At 63.0% G+C, this 18,478-nt stretch carries 22 protein-coding genes; 8 read left to right on the top strand and 14 right to left on the bottom strand.

The genetic code is table 11. The annotated features are described in order from the left end of the window. Positions 1 to 56: 56 nt before the first annotated feature. A complete protein-coding gene (gene rimO, locus AC2FM3_RS11225) occupies positions 57 to 1,448 on the top strand; it encodes a 30S ribosomal protein S12 methylthiotransferase RimO (protein WP_496681741.1) in 1,392 nt (463 codons plus the stop codon). Between the two features lie 66 nt (positions 1,449 to 1,514). Here rimO and AC2FM3_RS11220 read toward each other — a convergent pair whose 3' ends face one another. After that, the gene (locus AC2FM3_RS11220; RefSeq protein ID WP_496681739.1) at positions 1,515 to 1,703 is read right to left on the bottom strand and encodes a hypothetical protein; all 189 of its coding nucleotides are present in this window, start codon (positions 1,701 to 1,703) and stop codon (positions 1,515 to 1,517) included. A gap of 220 nt (positions 1,704 to 1,923) precedes the next feature. Here AC2FM3_RS11220 and AC2FM3_RS11215 point away from each other — a divergent pair, with 220 nt between their 5' ends. Continuing rightward, on the top strand, positions 1,924 to 2,166 hold the full coding sequence (locus AC2FM3_RS11215; RefSeq protein ID WP_496681737.1) for a CDGSH iron-sulfur domain-containing protein: 243 nt from the start codon (positions 1,924 to 1,926) through the stop codon (positions 2,164 to 2,166). Positions 2,167 to 2,170: 4 nt separating this feature from the next. Here the strand turns inward: AC2FM3_RS11215 and AC2FM3_RS11210 are convergent, their stop codons facing one another. From AC2FM3_RS11210 to AC2FM3_RS11190, 5 genes are all read right to left on the bottom strand, one after another. Further along, positions 2,171 to 2,428, bottom strand: coding sequence for a DUF6455 family protein (locus AC2FM3_RS11210; protein ID WP_496681735.1), 258 nt, complete (start codon positions 2,426 to 2,428; stop codon positions 2,171 to 2,173). Beyond that, entirely contained in the window at positions 2,428 to 2,697 is a 270-nt protein-coding gene (locus AC2FM3_RS11205; RefSeq protein ID WP_496681732.1) for a DUF6455 family protein, read from the bottom strand. The genes AC2FM3_RS11210 and AC2FM3_RS11205 overlap by 1 nt, the downstream gene beginning before the upstream one ends. Continuing rightward, on the bottom strand, positions 2,694 to 2,963 hold the full coding sequence (locus AC2FM3_RS11200) for a DUF6455 family protein (RefSeq protein ID WP_496681731.1): 270 nt from the start codon (positions 2,961 to 2,963) through the stop codon (positions 2,694 to 2,696). Before AC2FM3_RS11200 ends, AC2FM3_RS11205 begins: the two co-directional genes overlap by 4 nt. A gap of 69 nt (positions 2,964 to 3,032) precedes the next feature. Beyond that, positions 3,033 to 3,401 carry a YigZ family protein gene (locus tag AC2FM3_RS11195; RefSeq protein ID WP_496681728.1) on the bottom strand — a complete coding sequence of 123 codons (369 nt, stop codon included), beginning with the start codon at positions 3,399 to 3,401 and terminating at the stop codon, positions 3,033 to 3,035. After that, a complete protein-coding gene (locus AC2FM3_RS11190; protein ID WP_496681726.1) occupies positions 3,398 to 4,108 on the bottom strand; it encodes a M48 family metalloprotease in 711 nt (236 codons plus the stop codon). Before AC2FM3_RS11190 ends, AC2FM3_RS11195 begins: the two co-directional genes overlap by 4 nt. 117 nt (positions 4,109 to 4,225) lie before the next feature. Here AC2FM3_RS11190 and AC2FM3_RS11185 point away from each other — a divergent pair, with 117 nt between their 5' ends. After that, entirely contained in the window at positions 4,226 to 4,474 is a 249-nt protein-coding gene (locus AC2FM3_RS11185) for a DUF8831 family protein (protein ID WP_496681723.1), read from the top strand. On the opposite strand, the gene AC2FM3_RS11180 is transcribed toward AC2FM3_RS11185, so the two are convergent. Beyond that, on the bottom strand, positions 4,462 to 4,737 hold the full coding sequence (locus AC2FM3_RS11180) for a DUF167 domain-containing protein (RefSeq protein ID WP_496681720.1): 276 nt from the start codon (positions 4,735 to 4,737) through the stop codon (positions 4,462 to 4,464). The two genes, AC2FM3_RS11185 and AC2FM3_RS11180, sit on opposite strands and share 13 nt — an antisense overlap. Positions 4,738 to 4,856: 119 nt before the next feature. On the opposite strand from AC2FM3_RS11180, the gene AC2FM3_RS11175 reads away from it, so the two are divergent. Then, positions 4,857 to 5,435: a nitroreductase family protein gene (locus AC2FM3_RS11175; RefSeq protein ID WP_496681718.1), complete on the top strand. Its 579-nt coding sequence runs from the start codon at positions 4,857 to 4,859 to the stop codon at positions 5,433 to 5,435. Then, positions 5,420 to 6,145, top strand: a complete 726-nt coding sequence (locus AC2FM3_RS11170) for an EI24 domain-containing protein (protein ID WP_496681717.1) — start codon at positions 5,420 to 5,422, stop codon at positions 6,143 to 6,145. Before AC2FM3_RS11175 ends, AC2FM3_RS11170 begins: the two co-directional genes overlap by 16 nt. Here the strand turns inward: AC2FM3_RS11170 and AC2FM3_RS11165 are convergent. The 3 genes from AC2FM3_RS11165 to mce are packed head-to-tail and all read right to left on the bottom strand — an operon-like array spanning position 6,136 to position 8,199. Continuing rightward, a complete protein-coding gene (locus AC2FM3_RS11165) occupies positions 6,136 to 7,455 on the bottom strand; it encodes a ferredoxin reductase family protein (RefSeq protein WP_496681714.1) in 1,320 nt (439 codons plus the stop codon). The two genes, AC2FM3_RS11170 and AC2FM3_RS11165, sit on opposite strands and share 10 nt — an antisense overlap. A gap of 42 nt (positions 7,456 to 7,497) precedes the next feature. Continuing rightward, positions 7,498 to 7,773, bottom strand: a complete 276-nt coding sequence (locus AC2FM3_RS11160; RefSeq protein WP_496681712.1) for a DUF1467 family protein — start codon at positions 7,771 to 7,773, stop codon at positions 7,498 to 7,500. Between the two features lie 21 nt (positions 7,774 to 7,794). Continuing rightward, positions 7,795 to 8,199 (bottom strand): methylmalonyl-CoA epimerase, encoded by a 405-nt coding sequence (gene mce / locus AC2FM3_RS11155; protein WP_496681779.1) that lies wholly within the window; start codon positions 8,197 to 8,199, stop codon positions 7,795 to 7,797. A gap of 134 nt (positions 8,200 to 8,333) precedes the next feature. Between mce and AC2FM3_RS11150 the strand changes: the two genes are divergently transcribed. After that, a complete protein-coding gene (locus AC2FM3_RS11150) occupies positions 8,334 to 9,053 on the top strand; it encodes a response regulator (RefSeq protein ID WP_496681709.1) in 720 nt (239 codons plus the stop codon). 279 nt (positions 9,054 to 9,332) lie between these two features. Here AC2FM3_RS11150 and aspS read toward each other — a convergent pair whose 3' ends face one another. After that, positions 9,333 to 11,108, bottom strand: a complete 1,776-nt coding sequence (gene aspS / locus AC2FM3_RS11145) for an aspartate--tRNA ligase (RefSeq protein WP_496681706.1) — start codon at positions 11,106 to 11,108, stop codon at positions 9,333 to 9,335. A gap of 194 nt (positions 11,109 to 11,302) precedes the next feature. Here aspS and AC2FM3_RS11140 point away from each other — a divergent pair, with 194 nt between their 5' ends. Then, positions 11,303 to 12,529: a class I SAM-dependent methyltransferase gene (locus tag AC2FM3_RS11140; RefSeq protein ID WP_496681704.1), complete on the top strand. Its 1,227-nt coding sequence runs from the start codon at positions 11,303 to 11,305 to the stop codon at positions 12,527 to 12,529. 5 nt (positions 12,530 to 12,534) lie between these two features. On the opposite strand, the gene AC2FM3_RS11135 is transcribed toward AC2FM3_RS11140, so the two are convergent. From AC2FM3_RS11135 to AC2FM3_RS11125, 3 genes are read right to left on the bottom strand one after another with little or no spacing between them, the layout of a single operon-like run. Then, positions 12,535 to 13,206, bottom strand: a complete 672-nt coding sequence (locus AC2FM3_RS11135; protein WP_496681702.1) for a CPBP family intramembrane glutamic endopeptidase — start codon at positions 13,204 to 13,206, stop codon at positions 12,535 to 12,537. After that, positions 13,203 to 13,850 carry an aminotransferase class IV family protein gene (locus AC2FM3_RS11130; RefSeq protein WP_496681700.1) on the bottom strand — a complete coding sequence of 216 codons (648 nt, stop codon included), beginning with the start codon at positions 13,848 to 13,850 and terminating at the stop codon, positions 13,203 to 13,205. Before AC2FM3_RS11130 ends, AC2FM3_RS11135 begins: the two co-directional genes overlap by 4 nt. Further along, entirely contained in the window at positions 13,805 to 14,938 is a 1,134-nt protein-coding gene (locus AC2FM3_RS11125; protein WP_496681697.1) for an aminodeoxychorismate synthase component I, read from the bottom strand. Before AC2FM3_RS11125 ends, AC2FM3_RS11130 begins: the two co-directional genes overlap by 46 nt. 172 nt (positions 14,939 to 15,110) lie before the next feature. On the opposite strand from AC2FM3_RS11125, the gene carB reads away from it, so the two are divergent. After that, positions 15,111 to 18,464 carry a carbamoyl-phosphate synthase large subunit gene (gene carB, locus AC2FM3_RS11120; RefSeq protein WP_496681695.1) on the top strand — a complete coding sequence of 1,118 codons (3,354 nt, stop codon included), beginning with the start codon at positions 15,111 to 15,113 and terminating at the stop codon, positions 18,462 to 18,464. Positions 18,465 to 18,478 lie beyond the last annotated feature (14 nt).

Below are 18,478 nucleotides of genomic sequence, written 5' to 3'. Positions count from 1 at the left end.
GTCTGCCCGACGCGTGGGATTTGCAAGGGGAAGATTTCCCCACTATATGCCGCGCCATGAGCACCAACCCGCCCAACCTCCGCCCCGACCTGGCGCCTGCCGCCCGGATTGACGATGCCCCGCGCCGCGGTCAGCCCACCATCGGCATGGTCTCGCTCGGCTGCCCCAAAGCGCTTGTGGACAGCGAACGCATCCTGACCCGCCTGCGGGCCGAAGGATACGGCATCTCGCCCGACTATGCCGGGGCGGACGCGGTGATCGTGAACACCTGCGGGTTTCTCGACAGCGCCAAGGCCGAAAGCCTTGAGGCGATCGGCGAGGCGCTGGTGGAAAACGGCAAGGTGATCGTGACCGGCTGCCTGGGGGCCGAGCCGGACTACATCCGCGAACACCATCCGCGCATTCTGGCCGTGACCGGCCCGCACCAGTATGAACAGGTGCTGGATGCCGTGCACAGCGCCGTGCCGCCCGATCCGAACCCCTTCGTCGATCTGCTGCCGGCCTCGGGGGTCAAGCTGACCCCGCGCCATTTCAGCTATCTCAAGATTTCCGAGGGCTGCAATCACAAGTGCAAGTTCTGCATCATCCCCGACATGCGCGGTAAGCTGGCCAGCCGCCCCGCCCATGCGGTGCTGCGCGAGGCCGAAAAGTTGGTGGAAAACGGCGTGCGTGAACTGCTGGTCATCAGCCAGGACACCTCGGCCTATGGGCTGGACCGCAAATATGACGTGAACCCGTGGAAAGATCGCGAGGTGCGCAGCCACATCACCGACCTCGCGCGCGAGCTGGGCCAAATGGATGCTTGGGTTCGGCTGCACTACGTCTATCCCTATCCGCATGTGCGCGAGCTGATCCCGCTGATGGCGGATGCGGGCTGCAACCTGCTGCCCTATCTCGACATTCCCTTCCAGCACGCCCACCCGGATGTTCTGAAACGCATGGCGCGCCCCGCGGCCGCGGCGAAAACACTGGACGAGATCGCCGCCTGGCGCGAGATCTGCCCCGACATCACCCTGCGTTCGACCTTCATCGTGGGCTACCCGGGCGAGACCGAGGCCGAGTTCCAGACCCTGCTCGACTGGATGGACGAGGCGCAGCTGGATCGCGTGGGTTGCTTCAAATACGAAAACGTCGACGGGGCGCGCTCGAACGACCTGCCCGATCACGTCCCCGAAGAGGTCAAACAGGAGCGTTGGGAACGCTTCATGGAAAAGGCGCAGGCGATCTCCGAGGCGAAACTGGCCGCCAAGGTGGGCCAGACGATCGAGGTGATCGTGGATCAGGTGGACGAGGACGCCGCCATCTGTCGCACCAAGGCCGACGCGCCGGAGATCGACGGGAACCTGTTCATCGACGAAGGTTTCGAGGCGCTTCGTCCTGGCGACATCGTCCCGGTTCAAGTGGACGAAGCCGGTGAATACGACCTGTGGGGTAAGTTGCTGCACTGAGGCACAGCCCACGAAAAACGGGCGGCCCAAGAGGGACCGCCCGCGAAAGCCAAAATTGGTAAAGCCTTACTGGCTGACCGGGTTGCAGACGGTCTGACCTGCTTCGGTTGTTGCCAGTTCATATCCGGCCGAGCAGCTGGGCGTTCCGTATTTATCATAGTCGGGCTGGATGTAGACCGGAGCGGGTTCTTCCTGCTGACCACAGGCGGTCAGGATCAAGCCAAATGCGGCTGCGGCAGCGAATTTCAGTTTCATGTCCATCAATCCTTCAATACTTTTCTGATATTGCCCAACTTTTCGGGGCCGCGTCCAGAATACGGCCAATATGGCCGCGTGGCAACATTTTGGATCACACGGTCGTGAACCAGGGCAAAACCATGCCGTGTGCCCCATTTTTAGCCTAAGCAAAGGCAGTCCGTCAGGTTACAATGCAACCCGAACCAATTGATGATTTTTCGCTGAAAGGACAAGCAAAATGGCTGAACCACCAATGATCGCCCGCAAGGCCCCCTATCCAGTCGAGGTCAACGAAGGAAAAACCTATTTCTGGTGCCGGTGCGGGAGATCCAAGCGTCAGCCACTTTGTGACGGTTCACATAAGGGCACCGGAATCGAACCCGTCTCATACAAGGCTGAAGCGACGCGGAAAGTCTTTTTTTGTGGATGCAAGCAAACCCAAAACCCTCCGATTTGCGACGGCACGCATTCCCGGCTCTAGCCGCTCAGCGCAATTGCCTCAGAGCATCCGCAATCGCGCAACAAGGCGGCTCGGGCGTCATTTCGGCCTGTTGCTCGGCCAGCCACAGGACACAGCCTTTGCTGCAGTCGGCCGCCCTGCATCGGGTAACGATCTCGGCATAAGCCTGGTGGCTCAGACGCCCGTCGGCCATGGCTTCGGTCAGCGAAACCCCCATGCGACGGGCAACCGAGCGGGCAAGCCAGAAGTGTTTTTCGATATCTCCCAGATGTATGTGCCGCATCACAACTCCTGACCCGTCTCTGCACGAATTCGATGAAACAGCCCGAGATTCGGGCATGCGAAAGGTACCCGCGCACCGATCTTCGCGCCTGACAGCCAATCTCGGCACATCTCTGCCCGCCCACAACCGCGGCAGCGCCGAACTGCTTGTGCCCAGTCCTGCTGCGTCAGACCACCCGAACGGTAGGCGACGAGCAGATCCGTGCGGGTGATGCGCCCCATTTTCAGCACAAGGCGCAGATGGCGCGCGGTGTCGCCCAGCACCTTCATGACTGCCCCCGTGAAGTCCGGCCCAAACGGCCTAGCATCTCGCGGTTTCTGCAGAATTCCGGCGGCTTGCCCCCGAATTCCTCGCCGGCCAGCCCCCGCGCACAACAGACCGGGTCCGGACATTCGGCGCACCGCAACACCGCGTCTGACAACTGATCAAGTGAAACTGCGCCTGAAATCGCGGCTTCCTGCAGGTCAACGCCCACCTGATCCGCCATCCGGTCCAACAGATCCGCATGGCGCTTCAGCGTCTCTTTAGGTGTCATGGCCCCGCCTTTCCTTATACCGATGGCTTTGACGATACGGCAAATGCGCCGCGTGGCCCTTGATACAGGTCAAGCAGTCGCCCCAAGACGGTCCAGATAGGCCCGCGTCGCGTCCTGAACCCGTCGGAACCTGTCGCCGCCCAATTTCTTTCCGCCATACCAGCGAGTGACGATAATCACGTGGTCCTGCAGCCCCGCCCGCTGCATCATGCGCAGGATGACCATGGCCGCTCCGGCTTCGCCATCATCGGCCTTGAGGGCACCTGTCGGCAGGACAGCAGCCCAAGTGTTGTGGGTGGCCTTGGCATACAGCTTGTCCGCCTTCAACGCCCGCAACACGGCATCGATGTCGTCACGGCTTCCGACCGGCGCACCCGAAACCGCATATTTCGAGCCTCGGTCGGTCAAAACAACGCCAAGACGGGTCAGTTCCGTCATTCCATCAACCCCAGATCGGCTGCGGTCTCCAGCACGACCTCGACCCGTTTGGCATTGGGCGGGTGCGACGCCAGGAAACGGTCTCCCGGGTCGGGGATGCGGCTGAAATAGGCCATTCCCTTCAGCGGATCGTATCCGGCTGCATTGGTGATGACGGTTCCCAACACGTCCGCTTCCAACTCGAATGTCTTGGCATAGCTCTGCATGCCCACCTCGGCGCCCAGTTGTTGTGCGCGTTCGATCTCGTCCGGCCCCTCGCCCTGGGCCTTGGCCAACTCGCCAAAGACGCGCGCACCCTCCTTTGCGTTTTCGATCTGGCGCGCGATATGCCCCATGATGTGATGCGCGGCCTCGTGGCCCATCACAAAGGCCATCTCGTCGCCGTTGCGGGCCGACCCGATCATGCCCTGGTTGAAGATCACAAGAGGCCGGCCTTGTTCGTCCAGCGTCTGAAAGGCGTTGGGCTGGGAATAAGGGGCAAGATCTACGAGGATCACGAAGTCACAGTTCTGGCCCTTGGTCTGCCGGCGGCATTCCGCGCCCGCCGCCCTGGCAACCGCGCGGCTGACCTGGCGAAAGGTTTCGGCCTTGTCCCGCAAGGCGAGAGAGGTCGGCGCCCAAGCCTCGGCCGGCACCAGAACGTGGCGCTCGACGGCGGCGCCGCACCCGGCCAAGGCCAGCAGCAGCAAGACAAAAACGCGGCGCATCCACGATATCCTTCCCTCAGATCCGGCGTAAAGCCTAGCGCAGCCGAACCCGAGAGACCACAGCGGACGAACCGATCGATGGTTGCATTGGGCCATCAGGCCGGGCACTGTTGGATCATGTTTTCGATTGAACATGAATTCGACTCGACGGTCATCACCCTGGTGGACGAAGGCCCGCCGCCCCTGCAGGAAGACGTGGTCATCAACAGCTTTGCCGAATGCGTCACCATCGAACAGTTCGACCCGCGGACCGACCGCATCCAGAAGATCACGCTCTCGGCCGGGCAGTTGCGCGACCTTGCCGCCGCGCTGGACCTGCCCGAAGGGGTCTACCAGATTCGTGAGACGGACGATCAAGGATCATAGGCAAACAGCTTGTCCCGCGCGGCCTGCCCTTGCACGAGGGTCAGTCGAGAAGGCGCGACACCCATCGCCTTGGCCAAAATTCGGGCCACCGCCGTGTTTGCCCTGCCATCCTCGGCCGGAGCCGTGACCCAGATCTGGACGACCGAACCATCCACCTGCATACGATCCCGCGCGGCCTTGGGTGTCGCGCGCACGGCGATGCGTTGCCCATCCTTGGCCAGATGGCTCAGATCCGGCAGGTGCTTCAGTTTTGGTTCGGCCATACAATTTTTTCCATTTGGTCAATTGAATTGAGCCTGAGTCTTTCGAGATGAGAGTTTGCCCTTGAAATGACGCCTTGTCTGCCCGAAATACCAATGGCCCATGTGAAAAAGGTTAACATATGTCTCTGAAGAACCCGGCCGCGTTGGAATTTCTGCAATCCCGCCGCTCTCGCCCGGCCAAGACGCTGGTTGCGCCCGCGCCGAACCGCGATCAACTGATGCCGCTGCTGACTGCGGCGGCCCGCTGCCCCGATCACGGAAAGTTGGAGCCGTGGCGGTTCATCGTTCTGGAAAAAGGCGCCATGCCCCGTCTGGCCGCGCTGACCGAAGAGCGTGGACAGGCACTGGGCAAAAGCCCCGACGAGATCGCAAAAGCCCGCAGCCAGTTCGACATGGGGCAACTTGCCGTTGCCGTGATCGAGGTTCAGAAACCGTCCGAAAAGATCCCTGCGATCGAGCAGACCTATTCGGCCGGGGCGGCCTGCCTGGGCCTGCTGAACGCGGCGCTGGCCGCGGGTTGGGGCGCAAACTGGCTGTCGGGCTGGCAAACGCATGACCGGGAATTCTGCGAACGCGGTCTCGGCCTGGCGCCGAACGAGCGGGTTGCCGGGCTGATCCACATCGCCACCGAAAGCACCGCTCCGCCCGAACGCCCCCGCCCGGATGTGGACGCGATCACCGAATGGGTGTCCGAGTGATCGTTCTCAACGCCTTTTTCGCCGCCCTCGGCCAGATCGGAGACCCCCGGTTCCGCAAGGTCCTGATGCGCGGCATCGGCCTGACGATCCTGTTGCTGGTCGTTGCTTGCACCGGTGCCATCTGGCTGATCAACTTCGCGTCAGGCTCTGAGATTTCGCTGCCTTTTGTCGGGGCCGTGCCGTGGCTGAACGATGTCCTCAACTACTCCGGCATTGTGCTGGTGCTGATCCTTCCGATCTTTCTCATGATTCCGGTGGCTTCGGCGATCACCTCGATGTTCCTGGACGAGGTCGCCCAAGCCGTCGAGGACAAGCATTATCCGGCCCTTCCGCCCGTCCCCCGCATTCCGGTCGCAGACGCGGTTCTGGATTCGCTGGGGTTCCTGGGCGTTCTGATTGTCGCGAACCTGCTGGCCCTGGTGCTTTATGCCCTGTTCCCGCCGCTCATGCCGTTTATCTTCTGGGGCATGAACGGTTTTCTTCTGGGGCGCGAATACTTCACGCTGGCCGCCATGCGCCGGGTCGGCCGGGACGGGGCGCGCCGGTTGCGCGCGCAGCATGCCTCGACCATCTGGATTGCCGGCACGTTGATGGCCATCCCGCTGACCTTTCCGCTGGTCAACCTCGTGATTCCGATCCTCGGAGCGGCCACCTTCACGCATATCTTCCACGCGCTGAACGGCCGGCCCGAGGTAGCCCGTCAATCATAGACGAAGGATTCACACAGAATCCGGTGCCGGGGTACGCCCAGCGCGGTCAAGTCCTGCTGTACCGCGGTCAGCATTCCGGGCGGGCCGCACAGGACAAACAACCAGCTTCGGCGCGCCTCATCGTCGAACAAACGGCGCAACAGAGACCGGTCGATCACCCCTACCTCACCGGTCCAGTCCTCGGCCGGTTCCGAAACCACGTGAACCAGGCGCAGATGCCCGCCCCGTTCCATCGCGGCAAGTCTGTCGGAATCGACGATCTGTGCCGCCGACCTGTTGCCGTAGACCAGCGTCACCGGGCGCGGATCGCCCTGCGCGCGCAACTCGTCCAGAATGCTCAGCATTGGGGCGATCCCGACACCCCCGGCGATCAGCGCCATGCCCGGTGCGTCCCGCTCGACCGGGGTCAGATGCCCGAACGGACCATCCAAATAGGCCGGCGCACCGATCGGAATCCGCCCCAAGCTGCGGGTGAAGTCGCCCAGTTCCTTGATGACGAACCGTATCTCGGGGCCCCCCGAAGGCGCCGAGGCGATGGAAAACGGGTTGTCGTTCACTGAAAACGGGCCGTGCCCGACCTGCAGCCAAGCAAACTGTCCGGCCTGGAATTTGAGCCCGTCATGGCCGTCCGGCGCCAGCACCAGTTCCCAGGTGCGTTCGGCAATCGGCCCGACACTTGTCACGCGCCATGGTCGGCGCAACCGGGCGAGCGGCGCCAGAAGATAGACCCGCAGCATACACGCACCGGCAACCGCCCCCAATGCCAGCCAGACGCCGGTCAGAACCGGGTCTGCGCTGTAGCGGCCCGCCGCCAGCGCGTGCCAGATGGCAAAACCCGCAATGGTCAGAGCCATCAATCCGTGACCCAACCGCCAGTTCTGGTATTTTCTTCCCAGATCCGACCGCGACAGGGCCAACCCCACCAAGACCGGCAGCAACATCCAGGCGACGGCGCCGGGCAGGATGGTCTCGGGCTCCCAGCTTAGGGTCAATTGGCGCGTGGAGTCCCAAGGATAGGGCGGGTTGCGCGCGCCCTGATACAGAAAGGGATGGATCAGGGCCAACACCAAGGCCACGCGCGCCAGAACCCGATGCCAACGCATCGTCACATCCATGCCGATCCGACGCGAGATCAAACGAAAGCGGCCCGACAACAGGAACTCGACCAGCAGGATGGCCAAAGCGACCAGACCTGCGCCGGTCGCAAGCTCATCCCACAGGGACCGGAGGGGAAGCCCCTGCATCCCCGCCAGGGCCAGCGGCGTCACCAGCAGGACCACATATCCGACGATCAGTACCTGCCTCGGCACGAGCCGATACTCCCCTATGCAAAAGCAAGCGCCCGGCCGGTGTCACTCGACGGGGTCAAGCTGGTTCAGCCAGTCAAAATCCCTGATCGAGATGACACCCGACACGATGATTCCGGCAATGATCGCCCACAAGACGATCGAAATTCCGGTGGTGATCCACAGTTTCTTCTTCATGTGGTGAACTTCCGGCGCGCCCGCATGGGTGCCCGGCACGATGTCGCCCAGATCTCCCTGCGTCTTGATGCGCACGGGCAATACGACCAACAGGGTCAGAAACCAGATGACGGCGAACAGAACCAGCGCGGCCGTAATGGTCATACAAGAACCTCCTTGCCCAGTTCAGACCTGCTCTAGTTCGACGAGGCAGCCGTTGAAATCCTTTGGGTGCAGGAATAGAACGGGCTTGCCATGCGCGCCGATTTTGGGCTCTCCGTTGCCCAGCACGCGGGCACCGGTCTCCTTCAGGTGATCGCGCGCGGCGATGATGTCCTCGACCTCGTAGCAGACGTGATGGATGCCACCCGAAGGGTTCTTTTCCAGAAACCCTTTGATGGGGCTATCTTCGCCCAGCGGGTACAGCAATTCGATCTTTGTGTTCGGCAATTCGATGAACACGACGGTAACTCCGTGATCGGGTTCGTCCTGCGGGTCGCCGACCTTGGCCCCCAGCGCGTTTCGATACTGCACCGAAGCGGCCTCGAGGTCGGGAACCGCGATTGCGACGTGGTTGAGGCGGCCGATCATGACAAACTCCTTTGTTCGGGTCATCGACGGTTATGGGCGCTGCCCCTGCAAAGGGCAAGTGCGCCAAAACGCGCGTTAACCCTGTGTTATCCAGATCTTCCTAGCGTGAGGCATCTGCTGAAAGGAGTTCTGCCATGGACGATTCGGTGCCCTTCGCCGCATCCACCCCTGCTCCAAGCGCCGCACGGCCGTTGCTTGGGCAGACGATTCTGGTTGTCGAGGACAGCCGATATACCTGCGACGCCCTGCGATTGATGTGCCTGCACAGCGGCGCCCGTATCCGGCGCGCGGACTGCCTCAGATCCGCCCGGCGGCATCTTCAGATCTACCGCCCAAGCGTGATCATCGTGGACATGGGCCTACCCGATGGCTCAGGTGCCGATCTGATCGCGGAACTCAACATCGCCAACCCTCGCATCAGCGCCATTCTTGGCATGTCCGGTGACGACGGCACGCAAGATCTGGCGTTAAGGGCCGGGGCCGATGGCTTCATGACCAAGCCGCTGAAATCGCTGGCTCATTTTCAAACAACAATCCTCCAACTGCTGCCGGAGGACCGGCGCCCCGGCAACCTGCATGCAGTCCGCGACGAAGAAATCTCTCCGGATCCGATGGCCTATCAGGACGACATGGCTCACATTGCCGACCTTCTGACTGGGCCCGCCGATGACCGGACGCTGGACTATGCGGCGCAATTTCTGCGCGGCGTTGCGCGCGACGCCGGTGACTCCGTTCTGGCCGAAGCGGCGCAACAGCTGGCCATTTCACGCGTCCGAGGCGCCCCCGTAACGGTCCTGGCCGCCCGTGTCGCCGGTCTGGTGCAAAACCGCCTTGAACGGCGCGAGGCAATCTGAATGATCACTGCGTATTTCATCACCACCGCTTTGCTTTGCGCCTGGTGGTACCGACAGACCCGGCGGCAGGCGCGGTCCATACGGGTCAATCGACTGAATCAGCCCGGATGGCTGGATTGAAACTTGCGGTCTTGGGACCTTCGCCCTGCCGAAAGGGTCCCGGCCGAAACAATCGGCCCAGACCGGCCGCCCACGGCAAAACCTAACGGGCCCGCGGATACGTGCGCATCCGCTGAACCTCGCTTGGCCGCGTGAACAGGGAGGTGCGAGCGGGTCGGATCAATCCTGCGGAATGATGCGCAGGCCCAGTTCCATCAACTGATCCGAGGTCGGGTCCGACGGCGCCTGCATCATCAGATCTTCGGCACGCTGGTTCATCGGGAACATCATGACCTCGCGGATGTTGGCCTCGTCCGCAAGCAGCATGACGATCCGGTCGATGCCGGCGGCGCAGCCGCCGTGCGGCGGGGCGCCATAGTGGAACGCGTTGAACAGCGCGCCAAAGCGGCTTTTGACCTCTTCCTCGCCGTAGCCGGCCAGTTCGAAGGCCTTGAGCATGATCTCGGGCTTGTGGTTGCGGATCGCGCCCGAGACCAGCTCATAGCCGTTGCAGGCCAGGTCGTATTGATAGCCCTTGACCTCAAGCGGGTCGCCTTGCAGCGCCTCCATGCCACCTTGCGGCATCGAGAACGGGTTGTGTTCGAAATCAATCTCGCCGGTTTCCTCGTCCTTTTCGTAGATCGGGAAATCCACGATCCAGGCAAAGGCGAAGCGGTCCTTGTCAGTCAGGCCCAGTTCCTCGCCGATGACGTCGCGCGCCTTGCCCGCGACCTTTTCGAAGGTCTTGGGCTTGCCGCCCAGAAAGAAGGCCGCGTCGCCTTTGCCCAGACCCAGTTGCTGACGGATAGCCTCGGTGCGTTCGGGGCCGATATTCTTGGCCAACGGGCCGGCCGCTTCCATTCCGTTCTCGCCCTCGCGCCAGAAGATGTAGCCCATGCCCGGCAGGCCCTCTTTCTGGGCAAAAGCGTTCATCCGGTCGCAGAATTTGCGGCTGCCGCCACCCGGCGCCGGGATCGCGCGGATCTCGGTGCCTTCCTGTTCCAGCAGCTTGGCGAAGATCGCGAAACCGGACCCCCGGAAATGGTCCGACACCACTTGCATCTTGATCGGGTTGCGCAGATCGGGCTTGTCGGTGCCATACCACAGCGCCGCGTCCTTGTAGGAAATCTGCGGCCAAACCTTGTCGACCTTCCGGCCATTGCCGAATTCCTCGAAGATACCCGTAAGCACCGGCTGGATCGTGTCGAACACGTCCTGCTGGGTGACGAAGGACATCTCGAGGTCGAGCTGGTAGAAATCGGTGGGCGAGCGGTCGGCGCGCGGGTCCTCGTCGCGGAAGCAAGGGGCGATCTGGAAATACTTGTCGAAGCCCGACACCATGATCAGCTGCTTGAACTGCTGCGGCGCCTGAGGCAACGCGTAGAACTTGCCCGGATGCAGGCGCGACGGAACCAGGAAGTCGCGCGCGCCCTCGGGGCTGGATGCGGTGATGATCGGAGTCTGGTATTCGCGGAAGCCCTGATCCCACATGCGGCGGCGCATGCTGGCGATCACGTCCGAGCGCAGTGCCATATTGCGCTGCATCGCCTCGCGGCGCAGGTCCAGGTAGCGATAGCGCAGGCGCGTTTCCTCGGGGTATTCCTGATCGCCGAACACCATCAACGGCAGTTCCTCGGCCGCGCCCAGCACTTCCAGTTCGCGGACATAGACCTCGATCTCGCCGGTGGGCAGCTTGGGGTTCACCAACTCGGGGTCGCGCGCCTTGACCGTGCCGTCGATGCGGATGCACCATTCCGAGCGCACTTTCTCCAACGCGCTGAATGCATCACTGTCGCCGTCGCACAGGACCTGGGTCACCCCATAGTGGTCACGCAGGTCAATGAACAGCACGCCGCCGTGATCTCGCACCCGGTGAACCCAGCCCGACAGGCGGACGGTTTCACCGACATTGGCGGCGGTCAGATCGGCGCAGGTGTGGCTGCGATAAGCGTGCATGGATGGTATCCCTTCGGGCGCTGAATTCGTCGCGCCGATACACCGCGATCACGTCGGGAAGTCAAGGGTTGGGGCGCGATGCGGGCCGGAATGCAGACAAATTCGAAAAAATCGCTATCTTTTGGACATGTGAACTTGAATAGTTTTCCCGGCACGCGGGAGCCAGGCCCCTTGAGCAAGGAGGTGTTCGGCCGATGTGGCAAACTGTTTTGGATCGCGTATTGCGGGGTTTCATCACCCGCGGAACTCTGCGGATCACCTATCCTGACGGGACGGCGCGCACCTATGGCGACGCCACGCAGCCAGAGGCGCATGTCACCCTGCATGACCCCGCATTGATGGCGCGCTTGGTGCGCAATCCCGAGATGGCTTTTGGCGAGGGCTACATGGACGGCACCCTTACCGTCGACGAAGGCGGCCTGGAAAGCGCCATGCGGATCGCGATTCGATGCGCGGCCAGCGGGTCATTGCCCCTGCTGCAGCAGATCCAGGACTGGGCCGGGTATCTGCTGCGACCGATCCTGCAGCGCAACTCGGTCCGCTCGGCGCGGCGCAATGTTGCGCATCACTATGACCTGTCCGACGACTTCTACCGGCTGATGCTGGACCCTGACATGCAGTACAGCTGCGCCTATTTCCAGCAGCCCTGGATGACTTTGGAACAGGCACAAGCCGCCAAAAAGGCGCATATCGCGCGCAAGCTGTGCCTTGAACCCGGAATGCGCGTGCTGGACATCGGCTGCGGTTGGGGAGGGCTGGCCCTGACGCTGGGGCGTGACCACGGCGTGCAGGTGACCGGGCTGACCCTGTCGCAGAACCAGCACCGCACCGCGACCAAGCGGGTGCAGCAGGCCGGGCTGACCGACCGCATCGACATTCGGCTGATGGACTACCGGCAGATGCAGGATCAGTTCGACCGGATCGTCTCGGTCGGGATGCTGGAGCATGTGGGCGCGCCACAGCTGCGCACCTATTTCGACCGGGTCGCGGCCCTGTTGAAACCCGACGGCGTGGCGTTGATCCATTCCATCGGCCGCAATGGGCCGCCCACCGGCCAGTCGCCTTGGCTGAACAAGTACGTCTTCCCGGGCGGCTATGTCCCGTCGCTCGAGGAAATCGTCAAACCCGTGGCCCGCACCGGCCTGTGGTTTCTGGATGTCGAAAGCCTGCGGCTGCATTATGCCCTGACCCTGCGCGCCTGGCGCGACCGGTTCGAGAGCAACCTGGATCAGGTACGCGCGATGTATGACGACCGGTTCATCCGCATGTGGCGGTTCTACTTGACCGCCTGCATCCTGGTGTTCGAGGAGCGCGACCAGACCGTTTTCCAACTGCAACTGGGCCATCGCCGCGACGCGGTGCCGTTAACGCGGGACTATCTGTATCAGCCGGGTCAAGACATGCGCAACGCCGCCGAGTAGAGCCCCTAGAACGGGCGCTGCACGTTTCCGGAATAGAAGAACACGCCCAGCCCGGCGGCAAAGATGATGTTGCCCGCGATCGCGTGCAGCAGCACCGCATAGAAGAACGACCCACGCTTTCGGTAGGCCCAGGAAAACAGCAGCCCGCCCGCGAATGTCATCGCGGCGACGATCCAGCTCCAATACATCAGATGGGCAAAGGCAAACAGCCCGGCGTTCAGCAACGGCAAGGCCGTGCCGTCAGGCAGAATCGCGTGATAGCGGCGATAGAACAGTGTGCGGAACAGCAGCTCTTGCGGAAGCGCCGACAGCAACGGATAGCCCAGCCAGATCACGACCAGAAATTCCGGCCGGTTCAGCAGCAGATAAAAGGCCGCATCGGGGCGCGTGGCCATCACCAAGGCCGCACAGATTGCCGCCATTGCGAATGAGAACCCGATCACCTCGGCCCAGCGCCAGTTGCGCCAGCCATAGCGCAGCTCGGCCCAGGAAAAGCCCTGAGTGCGGTGCAGCAGGGCGGTCCCGCCAGCGGTGAAGAAGAACAGGGCCGGAAACATCCAGTCGGGTGGAAACAGAACCGCGATCAGCAAGGGGACCGCGACATAGAACGCCACGAATTCAGCCTTCAGGCGCAGGTTCGACACCTGCAATCCACGCGCAGAACTGCGGTCGCTCATGGCAATATCACTTGGGCCGGGATCAAACCGCGCAAGGAATTGCCCATCCAGACCCGGTGCGCGGCGGCCAGATCATGCAGGGTCAAGACCGCCTCGACCGCGCGTCCGGTTTCGATCAACTCCTCGCGCAGGATGCCCGGCAGCAGGCCCGCCGCAACCGGCGGTGTCAGCAGGCGCCCGCCTTCCGTTTCGACGAACAGGTTGGTGATGGTGCCCTCGCACAGTTCATCCCGTTCGTTCAGGAACAAAAGCTCGTCCACGCCGTCGGGCAATTCCGCCCGCGCCTGATCATAGATCGCGCGGCGGGTGGTCTTGTAACGCAGCCAGATGTCCGAGGACATCAGCCGCGGCGTGGCGATGCCCACCGTCCAGCCCGGCGGGTTGTCCGCCAGAGGCCCCGTGGTGACCTCGGGCTTGCCTGTCATGTCCAGAGTCAACCGGCACCGCAGCGGGTCCGCGCCGGCCACGCCGGCCACTACCTCGCCCACACGCCGCACGTCGAACCGAACACCCAGCCAATCCGCCGTGCGCGCCATGCGCCGCAGGTGGCGCTCCAGCCGCACAAAGCCCTGCCCGGGCCGAAACGCAAAGGTTTCGATCAGACGGAAATCAGGCTCAGTTGGTGCGCGAACCGGGCTTTCCATAGCGCTTCCTCATATTCCGACGCGGCAGTGCTGTCCCAGACGACGCCTCCGCCGACGTTCAGCGTGGCCCGATTGCCCTCGACCATCAAGGTCCGGATCGCGACGTTGAATTCCGACCGCCCATCCGGGGCGGCCCAGCCAATGGTGCCGCAATAGATGTCGCGCGGCCAGGGCTCCAGATCCGAAAGAATCTCCATCGCACGGATCTTGGGCGCCCCGGTGATCGAACCACAGGGAAACAGCGCCGTCAGGATGTCGGACAGCCCGGCCCCCACCTGCAGCCGCGCCTGCACCAGCGACACCATCTGATGCACGGTGGCGTAGGTCTCGACCTTGAACAGCTCGGGCACCTGAACGGTTCCCGGCAGCGCCACGCGGCTGATGTCATTGCGCAGCAGGTCCACGATCATCAGGTTCTCGGCCCGGTTCTTTTCGTCCGAGGACAGGAAATCCCGCCGACGCGCATCCTCGGCCAGATCGGCGCTGCGCGGCTGGGTGCCCTTCATCGGCCGGGTCTCGATCATCCCGTCGGCATCGGTGCGGAAGAACAGCTCGGGCGAGCGGCTGAGCAGATCGGGCAGCCCGTCCTGCTGGACCAGCGCGCCATGGCCGACCGGCTGTCCGGCGGTCAGCGCGGCGTAGAGCGCGGCGCTGTTGCCCTCGGTTTCCAGGTCAATGGGAAATGTCAGGTTGGCCTGATAGATGTCCCCGGCCCCGATCGCATCATGCACGGCGCGGAAGGCTTCGGTATAGCGCGCCTCGCTCCAACGCGGCTGACACGCAGTCAGCCCGGCTGCACCGGACGGCAGGTCGTGCACGCTCGGGCCATCGAATACCCCAAAGCACAACAGCGGCAATCGACGGTTTCCGGGCAGCCTTGCGGTCAGCTTCGGCTCGAGCGCATAACCCAACTCATAACTGGCATAACCGGCCAGCCAACCGCCCTTCGCGCGCGCGTCATCCAGCGCCGCCAAGGCATGGGGCACCTGCTCCGCCCGGTCGGCGCGGATCACCTGGGTAGGCCGGTCGAAACCTGTGCCCGGACCGGCGGGTCCCTGATCGAAACGAATGCGCAATTGCTTCCTCATCTACCGTTCCGCGGCATATAGAGAATACGGTGCCAAGGGAAAGGGGGGAAAGCGGCAATTTCGATTCCGTTTCCGATCCCCCTTGCACCTTTTGCCCGGGTCCCTATAACGCACGACAATTTGGGCGCTTGGGCGGCGCCCGCGACTCGTGCAGAATCGAAGGGACCAGGCCATGCCGAAGAGAACCGACATCCAGTCGATCATGATCATCGGGGCGGGGCCCATTGTCATCGGGCAAGCTTGCGAGTTCGACTATTCCGGCGCCCAGGCCTGCAAGGCCCTGCGCGAGGAAGGTTATCGGGTCATCCTGGTGAACTCGAACCCCGCCACGATCATGACCGACCCGGAACTGGCCGACGCCACATATATCGAGCCGATCACGCCCGAGGTCGTCGCCAAGATCATCGAAAAAGAACGCCCTGACGCCCTGCTGCCCACGATGGGAGGTCAGACCGGCCTGAACACCTCGCTGGCGCTGGAAGAGATGGGCATTCTGGAAAAATTCGGCGTCGAGATGATCGGGGCCAAGCGCGAGGCCATCGAGATGGCCGAGGACCGCAAGCTGTTCCGCGAGGCGATGGACCGCCTGGGCCTTGAAAACCCCAAGGCGACAATCATCACCGCTCCCAAAAAGGCCGATGGCTCTGCCGATCTGGATGCCGGCGTGCAGATGGCCTTGGACGAGCTGGAAAACATCGGCCTGCCCGCGATTATACGCCCCGCCTTTACACTGGGCGGCACTGGCGGTGGGGTGGCTTACAACCGCGAGGACTACATCCATTATTGCCGCTCGGGCATGGATGCCTCGCCCGTGAACCAGATCCTCGTCGACGAAAGCCTTCTGGGCTGGAAGGAATACGAGATGGAGGTGGTGCGCGACAGCGCCGACAACGCCATCATCGTCTGTTCCATCGAAAACGTCGACCCGATGGGCGTGCATACCGGCGACTCGATCACCGTGGCCCCTGCCCTGACCCTGACCGACAAGGAATACCAGATCATGCGCAACGGCTCGATCGCCGTGCTGCGCGAGATCGGCGTGGAAACCGGCGGCTCGAACGTGCAATGGGCAGTGAACCCTGCCGACGGCCGCATGGTCGTGATCGAGATGAACCCGCGCGTGTCGCGCTCGTCGGCGCTGGCGTCCAAGGCGACCGGCTTCCCGATCGCCAAGATCGCGGCCAAGCTGGCGGTGGGCTACACGCTGGACGAATTGGACAATGACATCACCAAGGTCACCCCTGCCAGCTTCGAGCCGACCATCGACTATGTGGTCACCAAGATCCCGAAATTCGCCTTCGAGAAGTTCCCGGGCGCTGAACCCTACCTGACCACCGCGATGAAATCGGTGGGCGAGGCGATGTCGATTGGGCGCACGATCCACGAATCGATGCAAAAGGCGCTGGCTTCGATGGAATCGGGCTTGACCGGCTTTGACGAGGTCGAAATTTCGGGCCTGAGCATCGGCCCTTGGGGCGCTGTCGAAACCAGCGACGACAAGGCGCATGTTATCAAGGCGATCAGCCAGCAGACGCCGGACCGGCTGCGCACCATCGCGCAGGCGATGCGTCACGGGCTGTCGGATGACGAGATCCAGGCGGTCACCAAGTTCGATCCGTGGTTCCTCGCGCGCATCCGTGAGATCGTCGAGGCCGAACGTGACCTGCGCAAGAACGGCCTGCCGGTCACCGAAGAGGGCCTGCGCGCGGTCAAGATGCTGGGCTTTACCGATGCCCGTCTGGCCAAGCTGACCGGCCGCAACGAGGACAACGTGCGCCGCGCCCGTCACAACTTGGGCGTCAAGGCGGTGTTCAAGCGCATCGACACCTGCGCCGCCGAGTTCGAGGCGCAGACGCCCTACATGTATTCGACCTACGAGGCCCCCACGATGGGCGAAGTCGAATGCGAGGCGCGCCCCAGCGACCGCAAGAAGGTGGTCATCCTGGGCGGCGGCCCGAACCGGATCGGTCAGGGGATCGAGTTCGACTATTGCTGCTGTCACGCCTGTTTCGCACTGACGGATGCCGGGTATGAGACCATCATGGTCAACTGCAACCCCGAGACGGTGTCGACCGACTATGACACGTCGGACCGCCTGTATTTCGAGCCGCTGACCTTTGAACACGTCATGGAGATTCTGCGGGTCGAGCAGGAGAACGGCACCCTGCACGGCGTGATCGTGCAGTTCGGCGGCCAGACGCCGCTGAAGCTGGCCAACGCGCTGGAACAGGCCGGCATCCCGATCCTCGGAACCTCGCCGGACGCCATCGACCTGGCCGAAGACCGCGAGCGGTTCCAGGCGCTGGTCAACCAGCTGGGGCTGAAGCAACCCAAGAACGGTATCGCCTCGACCGACGCGCAAGCGCTGGAAATAGCCGAGAAGATCGGATTCCCGCTGGTGATCCGCCCGTCATACGTTCTGGGTGGCCGCGCGATGGAGATTGTGCGCGACATGGATCAGCTGAAGCGCTACATCAACGAGGCCGTGGTGGTTTCGGGCGACAGCCCGGTTCTGCTCGACAGCTACCTAGCCGGTGCGGTTGAGCTGGATGTGGATGCGCTGTGCGACGGCAAGGATGTGCATGTGGCGGGCATCATGCAGCATATCGAAGAGGCCGGCGTGCATTCCGGCGACTCGGCCTGTTCGCTGCCGCCCTACTCGCTGTCGGCCGAGGTCATCGCCGAGATCAAGGAGCAGACCTACAAGCTGGCCAAGGCGCTGAACGTGGTCGGCCTGATGAACGTGCAGTTCGCGATCAAGGATGGCGAGATCTACCTGATCGAGGTCAACCCGCGCGCCAGCCGCACCGTGCCCTTCGTGGCCAAGGCAACCGACAGCGCAATTGCCTCGATCGCCGCGCGGGTGATGGCGGGCGAACCGCTGTCGAACTTCCCGCAGCGTCCGCCCTACAAGGAGGGCCAAGACACCGAGATCGCCGACCAGATGACCCTGGCCGACCCGAACATGCCGTGGTTCTCGGTGAAAGAGGCAGTGCTGCCCTTTGCCCGTTTCCCCGGCGTCGATACCATCCTTGGCCCCGAGATGCGCTCGACCGGCGAGGTCATGGGCTGGGACCGCGACTTCCCCCGCGCCTTCCTCAAGGCGCAGCTGGGCGCCGGCATGGTGCTGCCGTCCAAGGGGCGGGCCTTCATTTCGATCAAGGATGCCGACAAGGGCGCGTTGATGCTGGAGGCGGCGAAGGTTCTGGTGGAACAGGGCTTTACGCTGGTCGCAACGCGCGGCACGCAGACCTGGCTGGACAGCCAGGGCGTACCCTGTGACGTGGTCAACAAGGTCTATGAAGGCCGCCCCGACGTGGTGGACATGCTGAAGGACGGTCAGGTGCAGCTGGTGATGAACACCACCGAGGGCGCGCAGGCCATCGAGGACAGCAAGGCGATCCGCTCGATCGCTTTGTATGACAAGATTCCCTACTATACCACGGCCGCAGCCAGCCACGCCGCTGCGTTGGCCATCAAGGCGCAGGCCGAGGGCGATGTAGAAGTCAGGTCTCTGCAGGGCTGATACGCGTAAAGGGC

This window comes from Ruegeria sp. BHSB172, assembly GCF_059613165.1.
Note: the sequence above shows the minus strand (reverse complement) of the source record. Positions and strands in the feature narration are given on the sequence as shown.

Coding starts and splice junctions, on each gene's coding strand:
- rimO (WP_496681741.1), top strand. CDS start 57: ATGAGCACCAACCCGCCCAACCTCCGCCCCGACCTGGCGCCTGCCGCC.
- AC2FM3_RS11220 (WP_496681739.1), bottom strand. CDS start 1,703: ATGAAACTGAAATTCGCTGCCGCAGCCGCATTTGGCTTGATCCTGACC.
- AC2FM3_RS11215 (WP_496681737.1), top strand. CDS start 1,924: ATGGCTGAACCACCAATGATCGCCCGCAAGGCCCCCTATCCAGTCGAG.
- AC2FM3_RS11210 (WP_496681735.1), bottom strand. CDS start 2,428: ATGCGGCACATACATCTGGGAGATATCGAAAAACACTTCTGGCTTGCC.
- AC2FM3_RS11205 (WP_496681732.1), bottom strand. CDS start 2,697: ATGAAGGTGCTGGGCGACACCGCGCGCCATCTGCGCCTTGTGCTGAAA.
- AC2FM3_RS11200 (WP_496681731.1), bottom strand. CDS start 2,963: ATGACACCTAAAGAGACGCTGAAGCGCCATGCGGATCTGTTGGACCGG.
- AC2FM3_RS11195 (WP_496681728.1), bottom strand. CDS start 3,401: ATGACGGAACTGACCCGTCTTGGCGTTGTTTTGACCGACCGAGGCTCG.
- AC2FM3_RS11190 (WP_496681726.1), bottom strand. CDS start 4,108: ATGCGCCGCGTTTTTGTCTTGCTGCTGCTGGCCTTGGCCGGGTGCGGC.
- AC2FM3_RS11185 (WP_496681723.1), top strand. CDS start 4,226: ATGTTTTCGATTGAACATGAATTCGACTCGACGGTCATCACCCTGGTG.
- AC2FM3_RS11180 (WP_496681720.1), bottom strand. CDS start 4,737: ATGGCCGAACCAAAACTGAAGCACCTGCCGGATCTGAGCCATCTGGCC.
- AC2FM3_RS11175 (WP_496681718.1), top strand. CDS start 4,857: ATGTCTCTGAAGAACCCGGCCGCGTTGGAATTTCTGCAATCCCGCCGC.
- AC2FM3_RS11170 (WP_496681717.1), top strand. CDS start 5,420: ATGGGTGTCCGAGTGATCGTTCTCAACGCCTTTTTCGCCGCCCTCGGC.
- AC2FM3_RS11160 (WP_496681712.1), bottom strand. CDS start 7,773: ATGACCATTACGGCCGCGCTGGTTCTGTTCGCCGTCATCTGGTTTCTG.
- mce (WP_496681779.1), bottom strand. CDS start 8,199: ATGATCGGCCGCCTCAACCACGTCGCAATCGCGGTTCCCGACCTCGAG.
- AC2FM3_RS11150 (WP_496681709.1), top strand. CDS start 8,334: ATGGACGATTCGGTGCCCTTCGCCGCATCCACCCCTGCTCCAAGCGCC.
- aspS (WP_496681706.1), bottom strand. CDS start 11,108: ATGCACGCTTATCGCAGCCACACCTGCGCCGATCTGACCGCCGCCAAT.
- AC2FM3_RS11140 (WP_496681704.1), top strand. CDS start 11,303: ATGTGGCAAACTGTTTTGGATCGCGTATTGCGGGGTTTCATCACCCGC.
- AC2FM3_RS11135 (WP_496681702.1), bottom strand. CDS start 13,206: ATGAGCGACCGCAGTTCTGCGCGTGGATTGCAGGTGTCGAACCTGCGC.
- AC2FM3_RS11130 (WP_496681700.1), bottom strand. CDS start 13,850: ATGGAAAGCCCGGTTCGCGCACCAACTGAGCCTGATTTCCGTCTGATC.
- AC2FM3_RS11125 (WP_496681697.1), bottom strand. CDS start 14,938: ATGAGGAAGCAATTGCGCATTCGTTTCGATCAGGGACCCGCCGGTCCG.
- carB (WP_496681695.1), top strand. CDS start 15,111: ATGCCGAAGAGAACCGACATCCAGTCGATCATGATCATCGGGGCGGGG.